The sequence below is a fragment of the Mesorhizobium sp. BR1-1-15 genome (genome assembly GCF_020165475.1).
Classification (GTDB): domain Bacteria; phylum Pseudomonadota; class Alphaproteobacteria; order Rhizobiales; family Rhizobiaceae; genus Mesorhizobium.
Genome location: NZ_JAIUIF010000012.1, coordinates 23894 through 44479, shown reverse-complemented (window position 1 = coordinate 44479; position 20586 = coordinate 23894). Strand labels below are relative to the sequence as shown.

At 66.0% G+C, this 20586-nt stretch carries 20 protein-coding genes; 15 read left to right on the top strand and 5 right to left on the bottom strand.

What is annotated here, in order from left to right; translation table 11 throughout:
* Nucleotides 1–104: 104 nt before the first annotated feature.
* The 4 genes from ada to LB541_RS19975 all read left to right on the top strand — a co-directional run bounded on the left by ada (nucleotide 105) and on the right by LB541_RS19975 (nucleotide 3000).
* Entirely contained in the window at nucleotides 105–1184 is a 1080-nt protein-coding gene (gene ada / locus LB541_RS19990; RefSeq protein WP_181174996.1) for a bifunctional DNA-binding transcriptional regulator/O6-methylguanine-DNA methyltransferase Ada, read from the top strand.
* 12 nt (nucleotides 1185–1196) lie between these two features.
* Nucleotides 1197–1427: a hypothetical protein gene (locus LB541_RS19985; RefSeq protein ID WP_140500055.1), complete on the top strand. Its 231-nt coding sequence runs from the start codon at nucleotides 1197–1199 to the stop codon at nucleotides 1425–1427.
* A gap of 287 nt (nucleotides 1428–1714) precedes the next feature.
* Nucleotides 1715–2260, top strand: a complete 546-nt coding sequence (locus tag LB541_RS19980) for a methylated-DNA--[protein]-cysteine S-methyltransferase (protein WP_140557843.1) — start codon at nucleotides 1715–1717, stop codon at nucleotides 2258–2260.
* Nucleotides 2257–3000, top strand: coding sequence for a 2OG-Fe(II) oxygenase (locus LB541_RS19975; RefSeq protein WP_140521491.1), 744 nt, complete (start codon nucleotides 2257–2259; stop codon nucleotides 2998–3000). Before LB541_RS19980 ends, LB541_RS19975 begins: the two co-directional genes overlap by 4 nt.
* A 151-nt stretch (nucleotides 3001–3151) precedes the next feature.
* Here LB541_RS19975 and LB541_RS19970 read toward each other — a convergent pair whose 3' ends face one another.
* A complete protein-coding gene (locus LB541_RS19970; protein ID WP_140516033.1) occupies nucleotides 3152–3739 on the bottom strand; it encodes a dihydrofolate reductase family protein in 588 nt (195 codons plus the stop codon).
* A gap of 140 nt (nucleotides 3740–3879) precedes the next feature.
* Here LB541_RS19970 and LB541_RS19965 point away from each other — a divergent pair, with 140 nt between their 5' ends.
* Nucleotides 3880–4296 (top strand): winged helix-turn-helix transcriptional regulator, encoded by a 417-nt coding sequence (locus tag LB541_RS19965; protein ID WP_140622978.1) that lies wholly within the window; start codon nucleotides 3880–3882, stop codon nucleotides 4294–4296.
* 144 nt (nucleotides 4297–4440) lie between these two features.
* On the opposite strand, the gene LB541_RS19960 is transcribed toward LB541_RS19965, so the two are convergent.
* A complete protein-coding gene (locus LB541_RS19960; RefSeq protein WP_140500063.1) occupies nucleotides 4441–4677 on the bottom strand; it encodes a hypothetical protein in 237 nt (78 codons plus the stop codon).
* Between the two features lie 141 nt (nucleotides 4678–4818).
* Between LB541_RS19960 and dinB the strand changes: the two genes are divergently transcribed.
* A complete protein-coding gene (gene dinB / locus LB541_RS19955; RefSeq protein WP_140622976.1) occupies nucleotides 4819–6060 on the top strand; it encodes a DNA polymerase IV in 1242 nt (413 codons plus the stop codon).
* A 47-nt stretch (nucleotides 6061–6107) separates the two neighbouring features.
* Here the strand turns inward: dinB and LB541_RS19950 are convergent, their stop codons facing one another.
* Together LB541_RS19950 and LB541_RS19945 are read right to left on the bottom strand one after the other, a co-directional pair.
* Entirely contained in the window at nucleotides 6108–6641 is a 534-nt protein-coding gene (locus LB541_RS19950) for a sterol desaturase family protein (RefSeq protein ID WP_140500066.1), read from the bottom strand.
* Nucleotides 6642–6921: 280 nt separating this feature from the next.
* Complete coding sequence (locus tag LB541_RS19945; RefSeq protein WP_224619421.1) at nucleotides 6922–8106, bottom strand: Gfo/Idh/MocA family protein; 1185 nt, start codon at nucleotides 8104–8106, stop codon at nucleotides 6922–6924.
* A gap of 331 nt (nucleotides 8107–8437) precedes the next feature.
* On the opposite strand from LB541_RS19945, the gene LB541_RS19940 reads away from it, so the two are divergent.
* From LB541_RS19940 to LB541_RS19905, 8 genes are all read left to right on the top strand, one after another.
* Entirely contained in the window at nucleotides 8438–9331 is an 894-nt protein-coding gene (locus LB541_RS19940) for a MurR/RpiR family transcriptional regulator (RefSeq protein WP_140622972.1), read from the top strand.
* 70 nt (nucleotides 9332–9401) lie between these two features.
* Nucleotides 9402–10184 carry an SDR family oxidoreductase gene (locus tag LB541_RS19935; RefSeq protein WP_140500072.1) on the top strand — a complete coding sequence of 261 codons (783 nt, stop codon included), beginning with the start codon at nucleotides 9402–9404 and terminating at the stop codon, nucleotides 10182–10184.
* Nucleotides 10181–11716 (top strand): mannitol dehydrogenase family protein, encoded by a 1536-nt coding sequence (locus LB541_RS19930; RefSeq protein ID WP_140622970.1) that lies wholly within the window; start codon nucleotides 10181–10183, stop codon nucleotides 11714–11716. Before LB541_RS19935 ends, LB541_RS19930 begins: the two co-directional genes overlap by 4 nt.
* Nucleotides 11717–11754: 38 nt before the next feature.
* Nucleotides 11755–12669, top strand: a complete 915-nt coding sequence (locus LB541_RS19925) for a sugar phosphate isomerase/epimerase family protein (protein ID WP_140622968.1) — start codon at nucleotides 11755–11757, stop codon at nucleotides 12667–12669.
* Nucleotides 12670–12770: 101 nt separating this feature from the next.
* A complete protein-coding gene (locus LB541_RS19920; protein ID WP_140582418.1) occupies nucleotides 12771–13805 on the top strand; it encodes an ABC transporter substrate-binding protein in 1035 nt (344 codons plus the stop codon).
* A 276-nt stretch (nucleotides 13806–14081) separates the two neighbouring features.
* Complete coding sequence (locus tag LB541_RS19915; protein WP_224619420.1) at nucleotides 14082–15632, top strand: sugar ABC transporter ATP-binding protein; 1551 nt, start codon at nucleotides 14082–14084, stop codon at nucleotides 15630–15632.
* A complete protein-coding gene (locus tag LB541_RS19910) occupies nucleotides 15629–16600 on the top strand; it encodes an ABC transporter permease (RefSeq protein WP_140561105.1) in 972 nt (323 codons plus the stop codon). The genes LB541_RS19915 and LB541_RS19910 overlap by 4 nt, the downstream gene beginning before the upstream one ends.
* Nucleotides 16601–16829: 229 nt before the next feature.
* Nucleotides 16830–17816 (top strand): ABC transporter permease, encoded by a 987-nt coding sequence (locus tag LB541_RS19905; protein ID WP_140516049.1) that lies wholly within the window; start codon nucleotides 16830–16832, stop codon nucleotides 17814–17816.
* Nucleotides 17817–17864: 48 nt separating this feature from the next.
* Here LB541_RS19905 and LB541_RS19900 read toward each other — a convergent pair whose 3' ends face one another.
* The gene (locus LB541_RS19900) at nucleotides 17865–18305 is read right to left on the bottom strand and encodes a hypothetical protein (RefSeq protein ID WP_140500175.1); all 441 of its coding nucleotides are present in this window, start codon (nucleotides 18303–18305) and stop codon (nucleotides 17865–17867) included.
* Between the two features lie 295 nt (nucleotides 18306–18600).
* On the opposite strand from LB541_RS19900, the gene LB541_RS19895 reads away from it, so the two are divergent.
* Nucleotides 18601–20586, top strand: a complete 1986-nt coding sequence (locus tag LB541_RS19895; RefSeq protein WP_224619419.1) for an ABC transporter ATP-binding protein/permease — start codon at nucleotides 18601–18603, stop codon at nucleotides 20584–20586.

The window sequence follows — 20586 nt, the reverse complement described above, 5'->3', positions numbered from 1 at the left end:
TCTTGTCATATCCTTTGTGTGTCCCGACGAATACGCTCGCGTCCACCTCTCAATTGGCAGGAAACGGGTGGCGACGCGGGTCGTCTGCGGCTTCAATGCCGGCCATGTTCATCACCCTTGCCAAGGATCTCAAACCCGCGCCGCTGCCGGTCGCCGACGATCCGCGCTGGACGCAAGTCGTGGCGCGCGACAAATCGGCCGATGGCAGCTTCTGGTATTCGGTGGCGACGACCAGCGTCTATTGCCGGCCCTCCTGCCCGTCGCGGCGCGCCAACCCGAAGAACGTGCAACTCCACGACACGCTGGACGAGGCCAGGGCGACCGGCTTTCGCGCCTGCCGGCGCTGCAATCCCGACGGACCTTCGCTCGAGGCCGGCAACGCCGCGATGGTGGCCGAGGCCTGCCGCAGGATCGAACAGAGCGAGGAGGAACCGTCGCTCGGTGAACTGGCCGCCGCCGCCGGCCGCAGCGCCGGCTATTTCCACCGCACCTTCAAGGCCGTCACCGGCCTGACGCCAAAGGACTACGCGGCCGCCCGGCGCGCCGAAAGGGTGCGCCGGCGCCTGGAAGACGGCGCCAGCGTGACAGCGGCGATCTACGATGCCGGCTTCAATTCGAGCGGACGCTTCTATGAGAAGTCGGCCGGCATGCTCGGCATGACGCCGACGCGCTACCGCGCCGGCGGCGCCAGCGAGGAGATCCGCTTCGCCGTCGGCGAATGCTCGCTCGGCGCCATCCTTGTCGCGTCGAGCAGGAAGGGCGTCGCCGCGATCCTGCTCGGCGACGACCCGGACGCGCTGGTGCGCGACCTGCAGGACCGTTTCCCCAAGGCGCGCCTGATCGGCGCCGACCGCGATTATGAGGCGCTCGTCGCCCGCGTCGTCGGTTTCGTCGAGGCTCCAAGGCTTGGTCTCGACCTGCCGCTCGACCTGCGCGGCACCGCGTTCCGGCAGCGCGTCTGGCAGGCCCTGCGGGACATCCCGGCCGGCCGCACCGTCTCCTATGCCGAGATAGCAGGGCGCATCGGCGCGCCGAAGGCGACCCGCGCCGTTGCCGGCGCCTGCGCCGCCAACGCGCTCGCGGTCGCCATTCCCTGCCACCGCGTGATCCGCAAGGACGGCGCCCTGTCCGGCTACGCCTGGGGCGCGGAGCGCAAGCGCGCGCTGCTCGGCCGCGAGGCCTGAGGAGGAGCGGCAATGGGCGCGATGGCAAGGTCTTCCACCACCGATGCGGACATTGGGATCCCCCATCGCGGCGCCGTCAGACGCGCCAAAGATGCGCGGTCGCTGGTGATGGCTGCGCTCGGGGAGCTTGTCGAGAGCGGCAAGGCCGAGTGGAGCCGTGGCGCGACCGGCGAGATCGAACTGCGGCTGTTATCAGGCGAGGTTTTTTTGCTTGGCGAGGTTGCTGTCATTCGTATCGCATAAATCAGCGCTCTACGGCGCCCCCCTCTGTCCTGCCGGACATCTCCCCCACTTTGGGAGGAGATTGGCTGTCACAACCGCCTTCGCCAATCTACGACGTTGCAGGAATGAGTGGGGCGCCGAAATTGCCAATCTCCCCCCTCGTGGGGGAGATGTCCGGCAGGACAGAGGGGGGGCGCCGTGGGGTACTTACCTCCGCACCGTTCCGGAAATTGAATTTGAAAGCAACCATCGGAGTGAGGAACGGAAGGCACGCAGCTAGGGTTCAGGCACACAGAAGGAGTGAAGCAATGAACCTCATGCAAACCCACACGCCGGCGACAGCCTCCGGCGCCGACACCATCACCTACGCCATCGCCCAATCCGCGATCGGCAAAATCCTCGCCGCGCGCGGTTCCCTCGGCGTCTGCGCCATCCTGATCGGCGACGACGCAGAGGCGCTGGCGCAGGACCTCGCCAGCCGCTTTCCCGGCAAGATGCTGGTCGAGAACGAGACCGCCTTGCATGACGATCTCGCGGCGATAGCATGTTTCATCGAAACGCCCGCCGCCGGCCTGGACCTGCCGCTCGACATCAGCCACGGCACGCCGTTCCAGCAAAAAGTTTGGGGCGAGCTTCGCAGCATCCGCCGCGGCGCAACCATCACCTACGCCGCCCTTGCCCAGCGTCTCGGCCAATCGAACGGCGCCCGCGCCGTGGCGACGGCCTGCGCCGCCAACGCGATCGCGCTCGGCATTCCCTGCCACCGCGTCGTCCGCGCCGACGGCACGCCCTCCGGCTACCGCTGGGGCACTGAGCGCAAGCACGCTTTGCTCGACAAAGAGGCCGCGATATGAACGCCCATGCCAAGGTTGCGGCATCGGTGGTGAAAGCCGCCGAGGAACGGGTTGCCGCTTACGACTGGCCGGCCCTCGCCGCCGAACTCGACGGCTTCGGTTGTGCCGTGATGGAAAAGCTGCTCACGCCGCAGGAGTGTCGGCAACTCGCCGGGCTCTATCCGCATGAAGAACATTTCCGCAGCCATATCCACATGGCCAGGCACGGCTTCGGCAAGGGCGAATACCGCTATTTCCGCTACCCCTTGCCGGACCTGATCGGCGGGCTGCGCACGGCGCTCTATCCCAGGCTCGCCGAGGTCGCCAACCGCTGGAACGAGCGCATGGGCATCGCCACGCGCTATCCCGAAACGCATGCCGCCTTTCTCAAGCAGTGCCACGCCGCCGGCCAGGTCAGGCCGACGCCACTTCTGCTGCAATATGTGCCCGGCGACTTCAACTGCCTGCACCAGGACCTCTATGGCGACCTCGCTTTTCCGGTGCAGGTGGCGGTTCTGCTTTCAGAACCCGGCGAGGATTTCACCGGCGGCGAGTTCGCCCTGACCGAACAGCGGCCGCGCATGCAGAGCCGGGTGGAAGTGGTGCCCTTGCGCCAGGGCGATGCCGTCTCCTTCGCCGTCCACAATCGGCCGGTGCAGGGCACCAAGGGCAATTACCGCGTCAATCTGCGCCACGGCGTCAGCCGCCTGCGCTCGGGCATGCGGCACACGGTGGGCATCATTTTTCATGATGCGAAGTGAATTGGTGAGGCCAAGGTGTTGACCAAGAGTACATCGAGGCGCGTGTTCCCTTCGCCCCTGGGGGCTAAGGCACAACCGCGCTTGGTGCTGCATCGCCGACTGCCATGCCCAAGCTCAACGGCAGGCATGATATCAGTGCAATGCCTTTCGATTAGCCGGCCGGCGCGTAGCGACTCACCACCATGCCGCTCGCATAGGATTTCGAGCCGAGCAGCCGCAGCCTGCCGAACCCGCCTTGGTCGAAGATGCGGCGGCCGGCGCCCAGCACGGCCGGGTTGATGAACAGCTGGAACTCGTCGACCAGCCTGGCCGCGATCAGCGCCGAGGCGAAGCCGGCGCCGCCGAACACCGCGATGTCGCCGCCCTCACCCCTCTTCAGCAAGTCGACCTCCCGCGGCAGGTCGCCGCTGACCACTGTCGTGCCCTCCCATCGCGAGGCCTTGAGCCTGTCGCTCGGCACCACCTTCCTCGCCTCGACGATGCGCTGGGCGAAAGCATAGAACGGGTCGCGCGGATATCTCTTCGCCGCATTGCCCCAATGGGTGAGGTAGCCTTCCTCGGCCATCTTGCGGCTCAAGAGGATGGTATCGATGCCGGCGAAGACGGCGTTGAAGTCCCGCTTCAGCTCCTCGTCCCAGGCGCTGTCGTCGCCCCATTCCCAGAGCTGCCAGCGATGATCCCCGGCGGCGCCGACAAAACCGTCGACCGACATCTGCATCTGGAGGATCAGCTTTTTCATTATGGTTCTCCCAGTCAAGGGCCGAGCGGCTCGTTTTACCCGTCCGGCCGGCACGGTTGCCGATGGTTTACATTTGGAACTATTGACCTGAGATGAAAACGATGTCAATAGTAAAGCGATTTAAAAATGGAACCATACACATGTCGACACAGGACCGGTCTGGCTGCCCCATCAACCTGTCGCTCGAACTGCTCGGCGACCGCTGGACGCTGCTCATCATCCGCGACCTGGTCTTCGCCGGAAAAAAGCACTTTCGCGAATTCCTGCAATCCGATGAGGGCATTTCCTCGCGTACGCTGGCCGAGCGCCTCCAGACATTGCAGGACGAAGGCATCCTCACCCGCAGCGGTGATCCCACACATGGCCTGAAGGCGATCTATCGCCTGACCGAGGCCGGCGTCGACCTTGTGCCCGTGCTGGCCACGCTCGGCGCCTGGGGCAGCAAGCACCGCAAGGCCGACGATGATCTGGCAAGGATCGCCGATAAGCTCGCTGCCGACGGCGAGCCGGCGCTGGAGCGCCTCAGGCAGGCGCTGCGGGCGGAGCATCTCGGTTGATGGATGTCGCCAAGGCGGCCTCGCGGACAACGACCCGCACAGGCAACGCGCCTCAGAAAGCGCGTCACGGCCCTCTGTTCGGAATAGCGCAAAAACAAGCGATTGGAGCGGTTGCGTGATGCATTGCAGCACGCCGGCGGCGAGCTATGGCGTGCGCAATATGTCGGCGCCCGCCTGCTCATCGAACAGCACGGCGCAGCCGCACTGCAGCGCGACTTCACTCAGCGCATTCGCGACCGTTTCGTCGGCCGAGACGAAATCGCCGGTCAGCACCCGCAATTCCTCCACGGCCTTGGCCATCGAAACCAGCCGCCCCGCGGCGCGGTCGGTCGAGCAGGCGTTGACGACGCAAACCAGATCGATCATTTCAAAGTTGCCCATGCCAGCCTCCGCACGCGGCGCCCTTCGGCCGTCAACGCGATTGTGAGCGACAATGTTCCGGCGGATCGCGACCTCGCTTGACAGCGAGCAATGTTTGTTCTCTTTATGTTCCATACTCTACAACGTCGCGAGGAACCGGGGATGGAGCCCACCATCCTGCATGCCGATCTCGACGCTTTCTACGCCTCGGTCGAGCAGCTTCTCGACCCGTCGCTGCGCGGCAAGCCGATCGCGGTCGGCGGCGGCGTCGTGCTCGCCGCCTCCTACGAAGCCCGCGCCTTCGGCGTGCGCGGCGGCATGCCGGGGCGCAAGGCGCGCGAGCTCTGCCCACAGTTGATTTTCGTCGGCGGAAATTTCCGCGACTACCAGCGGCTCGGCGACGCCGCGATGAAGGTGCTCGACGATTTCACGCCGCTGGTCGAGCGCATCTCCATCGACGAGGCCTTCGCCGATGTCGCCGGTTGCACGCATCTGTTCGGCCAGCCGCGGGAGATCGCCTCGACCATTCGCCGCCGCGTGCGAAGCGAACTCGGCCTGCCGATCTCGATCGGCGTGGCGCGCACCAAGCACCTGGCCAAGATCGCCTCGCAGGTGGCCAAGCCCGATGGGCTGGTGGTGGTCGAGCCCGGCACGGAGATCGCCTTCCTGCATGACCTGCCGGTCTCCCTGATGTGGGGCGTCGGCCCGGCGACCAGCGCGCGGCTGGCCGAGATCGGCGTCCAGACAATCGGCGAACTGGCCAGGACGCACAGCGGCGCGCTGGCGCGGCTGCTCGGCCCTGCCGCCGGCGAAAAGCTTGCCGCCTTGTCGTGGAACCGCGATCCGCGCAAATTGGAAACACGTCGCCGCGCCCATTCGGCCGGTGCCCAGTCGGCGCTTGGCCGCAAGCCGGCACTGGAATGCGTCTACATCCCTGTCCTGCTGCATCTGGCCGACCGGGTCGCCAGCCGGCTGCGCGCCAAGGCGCGCCCCGGCCGCACGGTGACGGTGCGCGTGCGCTTCGCCGACCTCAGCGCCGTCACCCGCTCGATCACGCTCGACCAGCCGATCTCGGCGACGGTGATGCTGGCCGAGATCGCGACAGACCTGGTGCGGGGCGTGCTTGCCGATCATCCGCATGACAGGACGATTTCGCTGCTGGCGATCTCGGTCTCGCATCTGGAGGAAAGTGCCGAATTGCAGCTCGAACTGCCGCTCGGCCTCGCCGACGAAAAGCGCCGCCCCGGCACCAGGAAGGGCCTCGCACGCTTCGGCGCCGACCGCGCCATCGACAAGATCCGCGAGCGCTTCGGCAAACAGGCCGTCGACTACGGCACCGTGGCGCTGGAGGCGGCCCGCTCCGTGCCCGACGAGTTCAGGGAATTGGCGCAGAAGGAATTGTAAGCGGGAATGGCTGTCTGCGCTCCTCGAATGGCGCACACCAGTTGGCTTCAGAGCCGCATCGTGCCGAAGACCCGATCCCAGAACAGCGACGTCACGCCGAAATTGACATTTTCGTCGACATGATGATGCAGCGCGTGGCGGCGCTTCAGCGTGTAGAGATAGCTCGGATGAGTGGGATGCCAGTGATGGATCACATGGTGGATGCTGACGTACCATAGGTAGCCCAGCATCAGCCCGCAGCTCGCCGCGCTGGCGACCGCGAAATCCGAGACCATCCATACGGGAAAGAACGCGACAAGCGCATGCACGCCGAGGCTGAGCCAGGTCGGCGTGCCTACCGGACTGCGCTCCTCGACATGATGGCGGGCGTGCAGATCCCTGATCCAGGGAATGTGGTGAAGGACGAAGCGGTGCATGACGTATTCGATCAGCGTCCACAGACACAGGCACGCCAGCGCCGTCGCCAGCCAGCCTGGCGCGCTCTCTTCGCCGGCCTCGATAAGCCCGGCCACAGCCAGCAGGGCGATCGCCAGGGGGTAAACCACGAAGTCGCTGTAGTATCCAATGAGACCGAGTTCCATCGGAGCAAGCCTTCAACGCCGAAGAAGCGACAGATTGCCGAATGCGCGGGCGGGGAGCAACGCGGATGCGCCTGACATAGCGTCGCAATCACCTCGCGCAAGGTCGGCGGCAACGATTTGGAAGCCAGTCAACCGGCTGTTGCCTTCGAAACCAGCCTCGCAACGGGCTTGAAAAATGGCGGAACACAGCGCGGTCCCGAATGGACGGCCAACTCTTGATCGCCGTCAACCGCGCGGTACCGTCGGGCGTGGCCGCGATGTCACATTGGATGGCACACCCTCACCCGAACCTTGCCGCCGTCCACGCCCCGTCAGCCGCGTTCGACTCCACCGCCGCGGCGACGAACTTCACGCCGCGCGCGCCGTCGACCACATCGGGCACCTGCGCCGCCCGGGCCGCATCGACGGCGGCGCCCGAACGATGCGCGCGGATGATGTCGGCGGCGTCGCGGTAGAAATTGGCGAAGGCCTCGATATAGCCTTCGGGATGAGCGGCCGGCATGCGCGACACGCGCCGGCTTTCCTGCGTCGAGCCATGGCCGCCGCGCACGAGCGTGCGGCTTTCCTCGCCATATCTGGAGAAGCGCAGTTCCTCGGGCCGCGTGCCCGACCATTCAAGCCCCGCCTTGTCGCCATAGATGCGCACGGAGAGATCATTATAGTGGCCGGGCGACGTCTGGCTGGCCAGGATCGTGCCGCGTGCCCCGCCCGCCCAGCGCACCAGCACATGCGCGTTATCATCGAGCCGCCGTCCCGGCACGGCGGTGAACAGGTCGGCCGACACCGTCTCGGCCTCGCGGCCGCTGATGAAACTCGCCAGATTGAAGGCATGCACGCCAATATCGGCCACCACCGCCGACTGGCCGGCGCGCGCCGGGTCGGTGCGCCATTCCGCCTGTTTCTGGCCGTCGGCATCGATCGGCCTGGTCAGCCAGTCCTGGATATAGGCCCCGTGCACGGAGACGATGCGGCCGAGTTCGCCCGCCGCCACCATCTCGCGCGCCTGGCGCACCATGGCGTAGCCGGTGTTGTTGAGGGTCACGACGAAGCGGCGATTTTTCTCCCGCGTCAGCGCCACCAGGGCTTGCGCCTCGCCCAGCGTCGTCGACAGCGGCTTGTCGCAGATCACATCGATGCCGGCTTCCAGAAAGGCTGTCGCGACCGGCGCGTGCAGGTGGTTGGGCGTGACGATGACGACCGCCTCGATGCCGTCCGGGCGCGCCGCCTCCGCCTTTGCCATCATGCGGTAATCGGCATAGCTGCGCTCCGGCGCGATGCCGATCTCGGCGGCCGAGGCGGCGGCGTTCCCGGGGTCGGACGACAGCGCTCCGGCCACCAGCGCGATCTGGTCGTCGAGCCGCATGGCGAGGCGATGCACCGCGCCGATGAAGGCGCCCTGCCCGCCTCCCACCATGCCGACGCGCAAACGCTTGCCCGCCGATCCGTCCGATGTCGCATAGACCATGTTTGTCTCCTCCGATTTAAGGATGTTAAGCCAGCACCCACCGTCGAGTTCTGTAGCGCCCCCCTCTGTCCTGCCGGACATCTCCCCCACAGGTGGGGAGATTGGCAGCGTCGACCGCGACGCCTTTCATGCAACGCTGGCAATTTGGCGAAAGCCGGCGTGACATCCGATCTCCCCCCTTGTGGGGGAGATGTCCGGCAGGACAGAGGGGGGCGCCATAGGGTGCTATGTTGAATGCATCGAACTTCTTCGCTGCAGAACAGCTACCACCCTCGAACAGGATTTCCAATTTTCATATTGTAAAACGATCGTATCGCGCTAGCCTGAAATCATGAGCGGGGCGCGCAAATCATCCGGACCCTCCAGCGCCGACGAGGCGACGACCCGCAAGCGCGGGCGCTCGCTGGCGGCGCTCGGCTATATCAAGCCGCAGACTTACGAGGAGCTGCGCGCGGTGCTGTCGTCGGGCACGGTCCATTTTCCCAAGCGGCTGCGCCAGGTCGCGATCTTCCTGTGGCAGCATCCGAGCGACGTCGCGCTCGGCACCATCGCACAGGTCGCCGCGCAGGCAGGGGTGCAGCCTTCGACGCTGGTGCGCTTCGCCCAGATCTTCGGCTATGCCGGCTTTTCCGATTTCCAGGGCCTGTTCAAGGACCATGTCAAGGCGTCCTGGCCGGAAGGGCGCGGCCAGGAACGCACGCCGCGCGTATCCAATGCCGACCTGCATTTCCTGCGCGGCATGGTCGGCGCCTCGCAGGCCTCGCTCAGCCGCATCGAAACCGGCTTCGATATCGAGAGCTTCGAGAAAATGGTGGCGTTGCTTTCGGCCGCCGAGCTGATCTACGTCATCGGCTCCAAGCGCGCCTTTCCCGTCACCAGCTATCTCTCGCTGACCTTGTCGCAGCAAGGCGTGCGCAATGTGCTGGTCGACAATGTCGGCTCCACCGCGCTCGACCAGGTCGGCTGCATCGGCAGACGCGACGCGGTGCTGGCGGTCTCCTTCAGTCCCTACAATTCGATCACGCCCGACCTCGTCGCGGTCGCCCACGAGCGGCGCGCGCGGATCGTCACCATCACCGACAGCACTTTTTCTCCGCTGGTCAAGTTCTCGGACACCTGGCTGGAAGTTGTGGAACAGGACTTCGCAGGCTTCCGCTCGCTGGCGGCGTCGCTCGCCGTCGGCATGGCTTTGGTCCATGGTGTCGTGGCCCAACGGGCAGAATGATTGCGCGGTTGACTAACGAGAACTGACATTCCATATCTTCAGAAATAGAAACTTTGTTCCGGGAGGAGGAATGGAGCTTCAGCTCGACGGCAAGATGGTGCTGGTCACCGGCGCGACGCAAGGCATCGGCCGGGCAGTCGCCGAAACCTTGGCGCGTGCCGGCGCCGGCGGCCTGCTGGTCACCGGCCGCGACGGGACGCGCGGCGAGGCCGTTGCTGCGGAGCTCTCGCAAGCGGGCACGCCGGCACACTTCATCGCCGCCGAGCTTTCCGACCCGGCAGCCCCTGCCCTCCTTGCGCAAGCCTGCATCGACCGCTTCGGCCGTATCGACGGTCTCGTCAATGCCGCCGGCCTGACCGACCGGGCCTCCTTCCTCGATGCGACCCCCGACGACTGGGCCTCGCTGTTCGCCGTTAATGCCCGCGCCCCTTTCTTCCTCATGCAGGCGGCGATTGCCGACATGCGGAAGCGGGGCCAGGGCGGCGCGATCGTCAACATCCTGTCGATCAATGCCCATTGCGGTTCGCCCGAGCTCGCCGTCTATTCCGCCACCAAGGGCGCGCTGGCGACGCTGACCAGGAACGCAGCCAACGCCCACCGCTTCGACCGCATCCGCGTCAACGGCATCAATGTCGGCTGGACCGATACGCCCGCCGAGCGCGTCATGCAGGCCGAGACGCTCGGCCACGGCGCCGGCTGGCTCGATGCCGCCAACGCCGCGCAGCCCTTCGGCCGGCTGTTCTCGGCGGAGGACGTGGCCAGGCTCGCCGTCTTCCTTCTCTCCGACGCCGCGGGACCGATGACCGGCTCGCTGATCGACCAGGAACAGTGGGTGATCGGAGCCAACCGGTGAGCACAGCCGCGCCCGAGACGCTCGGTCCGGCCTTGCTCGGCCGCCTGCCGGCGACGGTGCAAAGGCCCGGCTATGACCGTGCCTTGCTCCAGGCAGGCATGGCGCACCTCGGCGTCGGTGCCTTCCACCGCTGCCACCAAGCCGAATACACCGACGACCTCCTGGCGCGGAGCTTCGGCCGCTGGGGCGTGGTCGGCATCAACATCCGTCCGCCGGCGCTCGCCGATACGCTCGGCCCTCAGGACGGGCTCTACACCAGGCTCATCCGCCAGGATTCCCATGTCGAGGCCCGCGTCATCGGCAGCATCGTGCGCGTTGTCGATAGCCAGGCGAGCGCTATGCCCGCGCTCGAAGTGCTCTCCTCCCCGGACATCGAATTCGTGACGCTGACCGTTACCGAAAAGGGCTATTGCCATATTCCGGCCAGCGGCGCGCTCGACCTCGACCATCTCGACATCGTCCACGATCTCGCAAACCCGCTGACGCCGCGCAGCGTGCCCGGCATTCTGGCGCGGGCGCTGGAGCAACGCATGGCCACGCACGGCCGGCCGCTGACGCTGCTCTCGTGCGACAACATCCCGGCGAACGGCACCATCCTGGAAAATGTCGTGCGGACTTTTGCCGAACGGCGCGGCAACGGCCTTGCCGGCTGGATCGCGGCCAATGCCGCCTTCCCCAGCGCCATGGTCGACCGCATCGTGCCGGCGAGCACGCAGGCCGATCTCGACGGTGTGGAGCAGCTTTTCGGCTACCGCGATGGAGCCGTCGTTGCCGGCGAGCCGTTCCGGCAATGGGTGATCGAGCAGAAATTCGCCGGCCGCGTGCCGCGCTGGGACCTGGTGGGGGCAACCTTCGTCGACGACGTCACGCCGTTCGAGCATCTCAAGATGCGTGTGCTGAACGGCGCTCAGACGACACTCAGTTATCTCGGCGTGCTGGCCGGCCTCGAACACACTTTCGATGCGATGGCGGACCCGCTGCTGTCGGCCTTCGTGCGCCGCATGCTCGTCGAGGAGACTCTGCCAACGTTGAAGCCGGTGCCCGGCATGGACCCATCAGCCTATGTCGAGCAGAGCCTTGGCCGTCTGCAGAATACCGCGATCCGCCACCGCAACCACCAGATCGCCACCGACGGCTCGCAAAAGATCGTGCAGCGCCTACTCAACCCGATCCGCGATCGGCTGGGCGAGGAAAAAAGCATTGCGCTGCTGTCGGTATCCGTCGCCGGCTGGATGGCCTATCTGATCCAGGCTTCATCCCGGTTCGGCCGGCGCTGGCCGGTGTCGGACCCCTATGCCGTCAAGATCGCTGGCATAGCGGAGGCAAGCGGACGCGACGTCCCGGCACTGGCTGCGGGCATCCTGGCGATCGACGCCATCTTCGATCCCGCCCTCGCCGCCAACGACATGTTCCGCAAGGCCGTCACATCGGCGCTCGACGGGCTGTTGTCGGACGATCCGATGGCATCCGTCAGGCATGCATGCGCGCAACCGGCAGATGAGCGGTTGAAGCAACCGGCACGATCTGCATAGTAGGAATCGGTCGTGAATTCACGACCGGGGGAGGCATTATGAGGCTTGGACTGCTCACCGCACCGTTCGCGGAGACGCCGCTCGACGCGGTCGCCGACTGGGCAAGCTCGGCCGGCTTCGAGGCGCTGGAAATCGCCTGCTGGCCGAAAGCCTCGGGCGCCAGCCGCCGCTATGCCGGCACCAGCCACATCGACGCCGCCGCGACCTCGCCGGCGCAGGCCAGGGATATCGCGGCAAACCTTGCCGGCAAGGGGCTGACCATTTCCGGTCTCGGCTATTATCCCAACCCGCTGCATCCCGATGCCGCCCACCGCAAGACGGTGATCGACCATCTGAAGCAGGTGATCGTGCTGGCCGCGAATATGGGCGTGCCCCTGGTCAACACCTTCTGCGGCGGCGATGCCTCGAAGACCGTCGACGTCAACTGGCAGCACGCGCTCGAAATCTGGCCCGATATCGTCGCCCATGCGCGCGATCACGGCGTCAAGCTCGCTTTCGAGAACTGCCCGATGATCTTCAGCTATGACGAATGGCCGGGCGGCCACAACATCGCCTATTCGCCGCTGGTCTGGCGCCGCATCCTCGAAACCTGGGGCGGCGATGTCGGGATGAATTTCGATCCTTCGCACCTGGTCTGGCAGATGATCGATCAGGCCCGCTTCATCAGGGAATTCGGCCCCTACATGCTGCATGTCCATGCCAAGGACCTGATGATTGATCATGATGGTTTGTACGAGCGCGGAATCCTTTCGTCTGGCATAGGCTGGCAGGTGCCGCGCATGCCGGGGCTGGGCGATGTCGGCTGGAACGGCTTCTTCTCCGGCCTCTATCGTGCCGGCTACGACGGCCCGATCATCATCGAGCACGAGGACCGGTGGTTCGAGGGCAGCGACGATAAGGTCAAGCGCGGTTTCCTGCTTGCCCGCGACGTGCTGCGTCCCTTCGTCAAATGAAGGCGCAAAAACAACATCGAGGCGCCGCCTGAATCTCTTTCTGCGCGGCCCGGTGTAACGACTTGGAATCGAAACGAAAATCAAAGTGGAGGAAATCTGAAATGAAGAAATACCTGACCATGGTGCCGCTCCTTGCCGGCGCTGCCTTGCTGGCCTCGATGGGCGCCTCGTCCGCCGAGGGCAAATACACGATCGGCATCTCCAACACCGTGCAGGGCAATGGCTGGCGCGAGGAGATGGTCTGCGCCATGAAGGCGCAGGCGCTGGCCTCCGGCGAAGTGACCAAGCTCAACATCGCCCACCGCAACACCGACGCCGCCGGGCAGCTCGAGGACATCCGCAACCTGATCAGCGCCAAGGTCGACGCCATCGTCGTCAATCCGGCTGATCCCGCCGGCATCAAGGCGGGGCTGGAGGAAGCCACCAAGGCCGGCATCGTTGTCGTCGCCGTCGACCAGGCGGTCACCGAACCCTCGGCCTACATCATCTCCAACAACCAGGAACAATATGCCTATCTCGGCGCCAAATGGCTGTTCCAGCAGATGGGCGGCAAGGGTGAGGTGTTCTACATGCGCGGCGCCGCCGGCGCCTCGGCCGACTCGGATCGGGACAAGGGCTTCAAGAAGGCGCTGGCCGAATTTCCCGACGTGAAAGTCGCGCAGGAAGTGTTCACCGGCTGGCAGCAGGACCAGGCCAAGCAGCAGATGCTGTCCTTCCTCGCCACCGGCACGCCGTTCAACGGCGTGTGGACCTCGGGCATCGACAACGTCATCGTCGACGCGCTGGTGGAATCGCAGGCGCCGATGGTGCCCGTGGTCGGCGCCGACAATGCCGGTTTCGTCGGCCAGCTGAATTCGGTCAAGGACCTGGTCGGGGCCGCCGTGACCAATCCCGGCTCGATCGGCGGCGCCGGCGTGACGCTCGCGCTCCAGATCCTCGACGGCAAGAAGCCGGCGCAGCAGACCGTTCTGGTCGAGCCGCAGCTCTGGGAAAACGCCACCGAGGAAGGCAAGGCCAAGCTGAAGGCCGCCGCCGATCCGTCGCTCAGCCCGGAATGGCCGGTCTCGATCTCGATCCCGGACTGGACGACCTACACCAAGGACCAGATCGTAGCGTGCAAGGGGCCGGGGGAGTAAGGGCTATTTTGATTGGCTAGCGAGGATGGCGTTTGCCGTCCCCGCCAACCAAAGGTTTGATAGGTTAGCGCTCTACGGCGCCCCCTCTGTCCTGCCGGACATCTCCCCCACTTGGGGGAGATTGGCAGTTTCGGCGCCGGCTCTCGTCTTGCCACGTTGAAAATTGGCGAAAGCCGAAGTTACGGCCGATCTCCCCCCTTGTGGGGGAGATGTCCGGCAGGACAGAGGGGGGCGCCGTAGAGCGCCAGCAATTGAGTTTCTGGTACGGACAGCAATTTGACCACCAAACCCCTCCTTGACGCCTCCGGCGTCGCCAAGAATTACGGCGCGGTTGCCGCGCTGCGCGACGCGTCGCTGTCTGTCCTGCCGGGTGAGGTGCATGCCCTGATGGGCGCCAATGGCGCCGGCAAGTCGACGCTGGTGAAGATCCTGACCGGCGCGGTTCCTGCCTCGGCCGGGCGCGTGCTGATCCGTGGCGAGGCGCGTGACATACGCTCGCCCGCCGCCGCGCGCCGCGCTGGCCTTCTGCCCGTCTACCAGGAACCGTCGCTGATCCCCGATCTCGACATACTGTCCAATCTGCGGCTGACCGGCACGCCCGTCGAGCCGTTCCGCGCCTGGGTGCGCGAACTTGGCATTCCCGACCTCGACCTGCGCGACACCGCGCGCGACATTCCGCTGGCGGTGCTGCGCGTGCTCGACCTGGCGCGGGCGCTCGCCGTCGAGCCCGACGTGCTGCTGCTCGACGAGATGACCGCGGCGCTCCCCGCAAATCTTGCCGAAAAGGTGCTGGAAGTCGTGCGTCGCCAGGGCGACAGCGGCCGCGCCGTGATCTTCATCTCGCACCGCTTCGTCGAGATCTCGGCGCTCTGCGACCGCGCCACCGTGCTGCGCGACGGCGCGACCGTCGGCGTTCTCGACATCGAGCCCGGCGTGGAGGAAAAGATCGTCGAGCTGATGCTCGGCGCCCGCATCGAGAAGACCAAGGTGACCGCCCGCGCCGCCGGCCAGGCCGCCACATCGGCCCCTGCCCGCCCGCGTCTCGCCGTGCGCAATCTGCGCGTCGGCACCAAGCTCAACGACGTCTCCTTCGAGCTCGCCGACGGCGAGGTCGCCGGCGTCGTCGCGCTCGAAGGCCAGGGCCAGGATGAATTGTTCGCCGCCCTTGCCGGCTCGATCAAACCGTCCGGCGGCACGATCGAGGTCGACGCCCAGCCGGCGAAATTCACCCATCCGATCGACGCCATCCGCGCCGGCATCGCCTATGTGCCGGGCGACCGTTCCGAAGCCCTCGCCATGCAGCGCTCGGTGCGCGAGAACATCGCGCTGCCCTTCAGCGCCGCCTTGCGCAACTGGGGGCCGATCGCCATGCGCAAGGAGCGCGCCACGGTGGCGAGCGCCATCGCGCGCCTCCAGATCGACACCCGCGCGCAAGGCGAGGTGCAGCGCCTGTCCGGCGGCAACCAGCAGAAGGTGACCATCGCACGCTGGATCGCGGCGGACGCCCGCACCATCCTGTGCTTCGACCCGACGCGCGGCATCGATGTCGGCACCAAACAGGAGATCTACAAATTGCTGCGCGAGCTCGCCGGCCACGGCAAGTCGGTGCTGTTCTACACCTCGGAACTCGAAGAGGTGCAACGCGTCTGCGATCGCGTCATCGTCATCTTCGGCGGCCGCGTCGTCGATATCTTCCCGGTCGAGGAGGCGGACGAGCCGGCACTGATGCGCGCCGCCTACGGCCTGCCGCGCGGCGCCAAGGCCGATGTCGGCATTTTGGCGGACCCCACAGCAAATACCCCGGATGCACCGGAGGTGACGCCATGAGCCATCTCCTGCGCCGCCAGGGCTGGGTCGCCGGCCTGTTCGCCCTCCTCGTCGTGCTGTTCGTCGTCACCAAGCTGATCCAGCCCGGCTATGGCAGCGGCGATTTCGGCTCGCTCGCGCGGGCCGTCTTGCCCTACGCCTTTGCCGTGGCCGCGCAGACCGTCGTCGTCATCGCCGGCGGCATCGACCTGTCGGTCGCCGCCATGATGGCGCTGACCAGCGTCACCGCCGCCTCGATGATGGCCGGCGCCTCGGAAGAATACGCGCTGTTCGTGGTGCCTTTCGTACTGGCCATGGGTTTTGTGCTCGGCGCGCTCAACGGCCTGCTCATTGTCGCCACCCGTGTCCCCGACATCGTGGTGACGCTCGCCATGCTGTTCGTGCTGCAAGGGGCGGCTCTTCTGGTGCTCGGCGCGCCGGGCGGCGCCGCCGCCGAATGGCTGAAGGCGATGATTTCAGGCACGGTCCCGATACCCGGCCTGCCGCAGAACATCGACGCCTGGCTGCCGAAGGCTCTGCTGGTGCTGATCATCTGCCTCTGCATCGTCTGGATACCGCTGAGGCGCTCGCGCCTCGGCCTGTCCATCTACGCCATCGGCTCGAGCGAGCTGGCGGCGTTCCGCAGCGGCGTGCCGGTCAAGCGCACCCGCATCATCGCCTATGCGTTGTCGGGCCTGTTCGCGGCCATGGGCGGCCTGGCGCTGACCATGAGCACCGGCATCGGCGCTCCTATTCCCGGCCCCTATCTGCTCGCCAGCGTCGCGGCCGTGGTGCTGGGCGGCGTGGCGCTGGGCGGCGGCAAGGGCGGCCTGCTCGGCCCCATCGTCGCCGTCTTCGTGCTGCGCCTGGTGCGCACCGATCTCACCCTGCTCGCCATTGATCCCAACGTCACCGCCATCATCGAGGGCCTGATCATGGTCGCCGTGGTGATGTTCGGGGCTTTCATTACGATGCGGGGGCGGCAATGATGAGTGGGCGTGAAATGTGGCGCAGCGCTCTACGAGGCCCCCCTCTGTCCTGCCGGACATCTCCCCCTCAAGGGGGGAGATTGGCAGCTTCGGCGTCTCGCTCATTCTTGCAACGCCGACAATTTGCGAAAGCCGTCACCCCGTCCGATCTCCCCCCTGGAGGGGGAGATGTCCGGCAGGACAGAGGGGGGCGCCGTAGGGCGCTACATTTGCAGACAAGAGCCACCCCATGAGCACGTCAGCAATCACGCCCCAACCCGTCCCCTTCGGCCGCCGTGTCAAACGCTTCATGGCCGACCGGCCGCTGATTCCGCTGGTCATCCTGCTGGTCATCCTGGTTGTGATTTTGCAGATCCTGCGCCCCGGCATCGTCAACGAGCGCTGGATCGCCAACACCATCAAATTCGCCATTCCCTTGGCGATCCTTGCCGGCTGCCAGACCATGACCATGCTGACCGGCGGCATCGATCTCTCTGTCGGCACGGTGGCGACGATGAGCGCCTTCATCATGGCTACGCAAGCCGTCAACCAGGACCCAGCCGTGGCCTTCCTCCTGGCGATGATGCCGGCGGTGCTGATCGGCCTCGTCAACGGCATCGGCGTCGGCGTCTTCCGCGTCCATCCGCTGATCATGACGCTGGGCACCAGCCTGATCGGCACCGGCTTCCTGCAGGTCTATCAACGCACGGTGATCGCCTCGGGCGCCAAGATCCCCGATTTCCTCGCCTGGCTCGGCACCGGCGTGACCGCAGGGTTTCCCAACGCGCTGCTTCTGTTCGTCCCCGTCGCGGTGCTGATCGTCTTCGGCCTCAACCGCACCGGTTTCGGCCGCCTGCTCTACGCCGTCGGTGACAATGAGCGCGCGACCCGCCTTTCCGGCGTGCGCTACTGGCAGGTCATCACCGCGCTCTACGTCCTCTCCAGCCTGCTCGCCGGCATCACCGGCCTGCTCTATATCGGCTTGATCAAGGCCCCTTCCCTGTCTCTCGCCGAACCGCTGGTGCTGCCCTCCGTGGCCGCCGCCGTCATCGGCGGCACCTCCATCTTCGGCGGCCGCGGCGGTTATACCGGCACCATCATCGGTGCCTTGATCCTGACCGTGCTGACGACGCTGCTGACGATTTTGCAGATGCCGGAGGGGGCAAGAAGGATCCTGTTCGGCCTGATCGTGCTGTTCGTGACTGCGGCCTATCTGCGGATCGTGGAGGAGCGGTAGGGAGGGGCCGCCGGCTCATCCCTGGAAACACCGACGCAGTGATCGCCCTCACTTCACCGTGATGCTCATGCCGCTGAGATCGGCGTTGACTTGCAGCCCTACCTGCCTGCCCGTGAGCTCGAGCTGAGCGCCCTTGTCGTTGGTCATGACGATCACCTGGGCGCCCTTGCCGAGCGCGCCGCCGCCGCCCGCCGCGCCGTACACACCCGTCACGTCCCGGGCGCGCTTGATATGGCGCACGGTGCCCCGGAAATAGGTCTTGGAGGCACCGAAGGCGAGGCCGCCCGAAATGCCGCCGACCGAGATCGGATACCGGCGGCCATGGAAGGTCAGCGTGCCCTCGCCTCCGGCGCCGCCGATGAAGAAGGCCGCCTTGTAGATGGAGAAGCGGATCGTTCCGGTGTCGGCGTGCGCGACACTGGCAAAGCCAACGCCCGCGGCAGTGATGACGGCGATGGCGACTGAACGAAATCTGGACGAAATCTTCATGACAAGGGGCTCCTCAAGGTCGCTGCTCACCCGACCGGGCCGGGACGTCGGCGTCGCATCGAAGTTCATGGCTAAACAGTCTCGCCCATCATTGGTTCCAAGCACACGGTCTCGTTCCGGCTGCGAGGAGACCGTCGCTAAACGGGCCCGCCGGCTGGCGATTGTCCAGCGGCGGCTGGCGGCATCGCGGGTCGAGCAGGGGAGCACGGGGAGACCCATGGCGCCGTCTGGAGCGGGCCTGGTGAAACTTTTTGATTTTTAGGCCGTTGTCGCCGTTACATCCGAGGCTGAACTCATGCCGAAAACGGTCGACGGCGCCAGGCGGCGCAAGGCAGAGAAGTCGCACCAGGAGAAGGCCTCGACAGTCGAAGTTGCGTCCGAGGTCGTGGGCGAGGCTGCGCCGCCGCCCGGGGCCATCGAACCCGGTCCGGAGCTGACGCCGCGGGAGGCCGAGCAGGCGCGCAAGCGATACCTGCTGAGGCGCTTCTGGATCAGCGCGCGCGGCTACTGGAGCACGCGCGGCGACAAGCTGGCCTGGCCGTTCACGATCGGTCTGTTGATGCTGATATGCATCAATGTCGGTTTCCAGTATGGGATCAACATCTGGAACCGCTCGATCTTCGATGCCATCGAGCAGCGCGACGCCCACACCGTCTATGTGCTCAGCGCCGTATTCCCGCCGCTGGTGGTTGGAAGCGCAAGCCTTGTCGTCGCGCAAGTCTACCTTCGCATGACGATCCAGCGCCGCTGGCGTTCCTGGTCGACCACCGCCATCATCGCGCGCTGGCTCGCAAGCGGCCGCTACTATCAGCTGAACCTCGTGGGCGGCGACCACACGAACCCCGAGGCACGCATCGCGGAGGATTTGCGGATCGCCACGGAATCGCCCGTCGATTTCATCTCCGGCGTGATCAACGCGTTTTTGTCGGCCTCCACTTTCATCGTGGTGCTGTGGACGATCGGCGGGGCGCTGACTTTGCAGATCGGAAGCTGGAGCGTCACCATTCCCGGCTTCCTGGTCGTGACCGCGGTGATCTACGCCGCCATCACCTCCACTTCGATGGTGGTCATCGGCCGCCATTTCGTGCGGCTCTCCGAGCAGAAGAACCAGGCGGAAGCCGATTTCCGCTACACGCTGACGCGCGTGCGCGAAAACGGCGAGAGCATCGCCTTGCTCGGCGGCGAGGAGGAGGAGCGCAGCGGCATCGACAAGACGTTCGGCACGGTGCTCCGGCAATGGGCGCTGCTGACAGGCCAGCACATGCGCACAGCGCTGGTGTCGCAGGGGTCGAGCCTGTTTGCGCCGGTCGTGCCGATCTTGCTTTGCGCGCCAAAATTTCTCGAAGGCAGCATGACCCTTGGACAGATCATGCAGGCTGCCTCAGCCTTCGCCATCGTGCAGGCCGCGTTCGGATGGCTGGTCGACAACTATCCCCGCCTCGCCGACTGGAACGCCTCGGCACGGCGTATTGCCTCGCTGATGATGTCGCTTGACGGGCTGGAGCGCGCCGAACGCAGCGACGCGCTGGGCCGCATCAGGCACGGCGAAACCGAAGACGGTGCGATGCTCAGCCTGGACAATCTCTCGGTGTCGCTCGACGACGGCACCGGCGTGGTCAAGGAAACCGAGGTAGAGATCGAGCCTGGCGAGCGGGTGCTGGTGGCCGGCGAATCCGGTTCGGGCAAGAGCACGCTGGTGCGCGCCGTCGCCGGCCTTTGGCCGTGGGGTGGCGGCAGCGTCGACTTCCACCCCGGCAGGCGGCTGTTCATGTTGCCGCAACGTCCCTACATCCCCTCCGGGACGCTGCGCCGCGCGGTCGCCTATCCGGCCGCCGCCGACAACTGGACGCTGGAGAAGATCAACGCCGCCCTCGACAAGGTGGGGCTCGATTATCTCAAGGACCGAATCGAGGAAGACGCGCCCTGGGACCAGACCCTGTCGGGTGGCGAAAAGCAGCGGCTCGCCTTCGCGCGCCTCCTCCTGCATCATCCCGATATCGTCGTTCTGGACGAAGCGACGTCTGCGCTCGATGAGAAGAGCCAGGACAAGATGATGGAGACGGTCATCCATGAATTACCGAAGGTGACCATCATAAGCGTCGCGCATCGCGCCGAGCTGGAAGCCTTCCACAGCCGCAAGATCACATTGGAGCGGCGCGAGGGCGGCGCAAAGCTTGTAAGCGATATTAATCTTGTGCCGCGCAAGGGCGGACGGAACCTGCTCAGGCGCGCCTTGTGGGGCTCCGGCGCTGCGGCCCAAAGGCCGCGCGAGCTGGAGTAA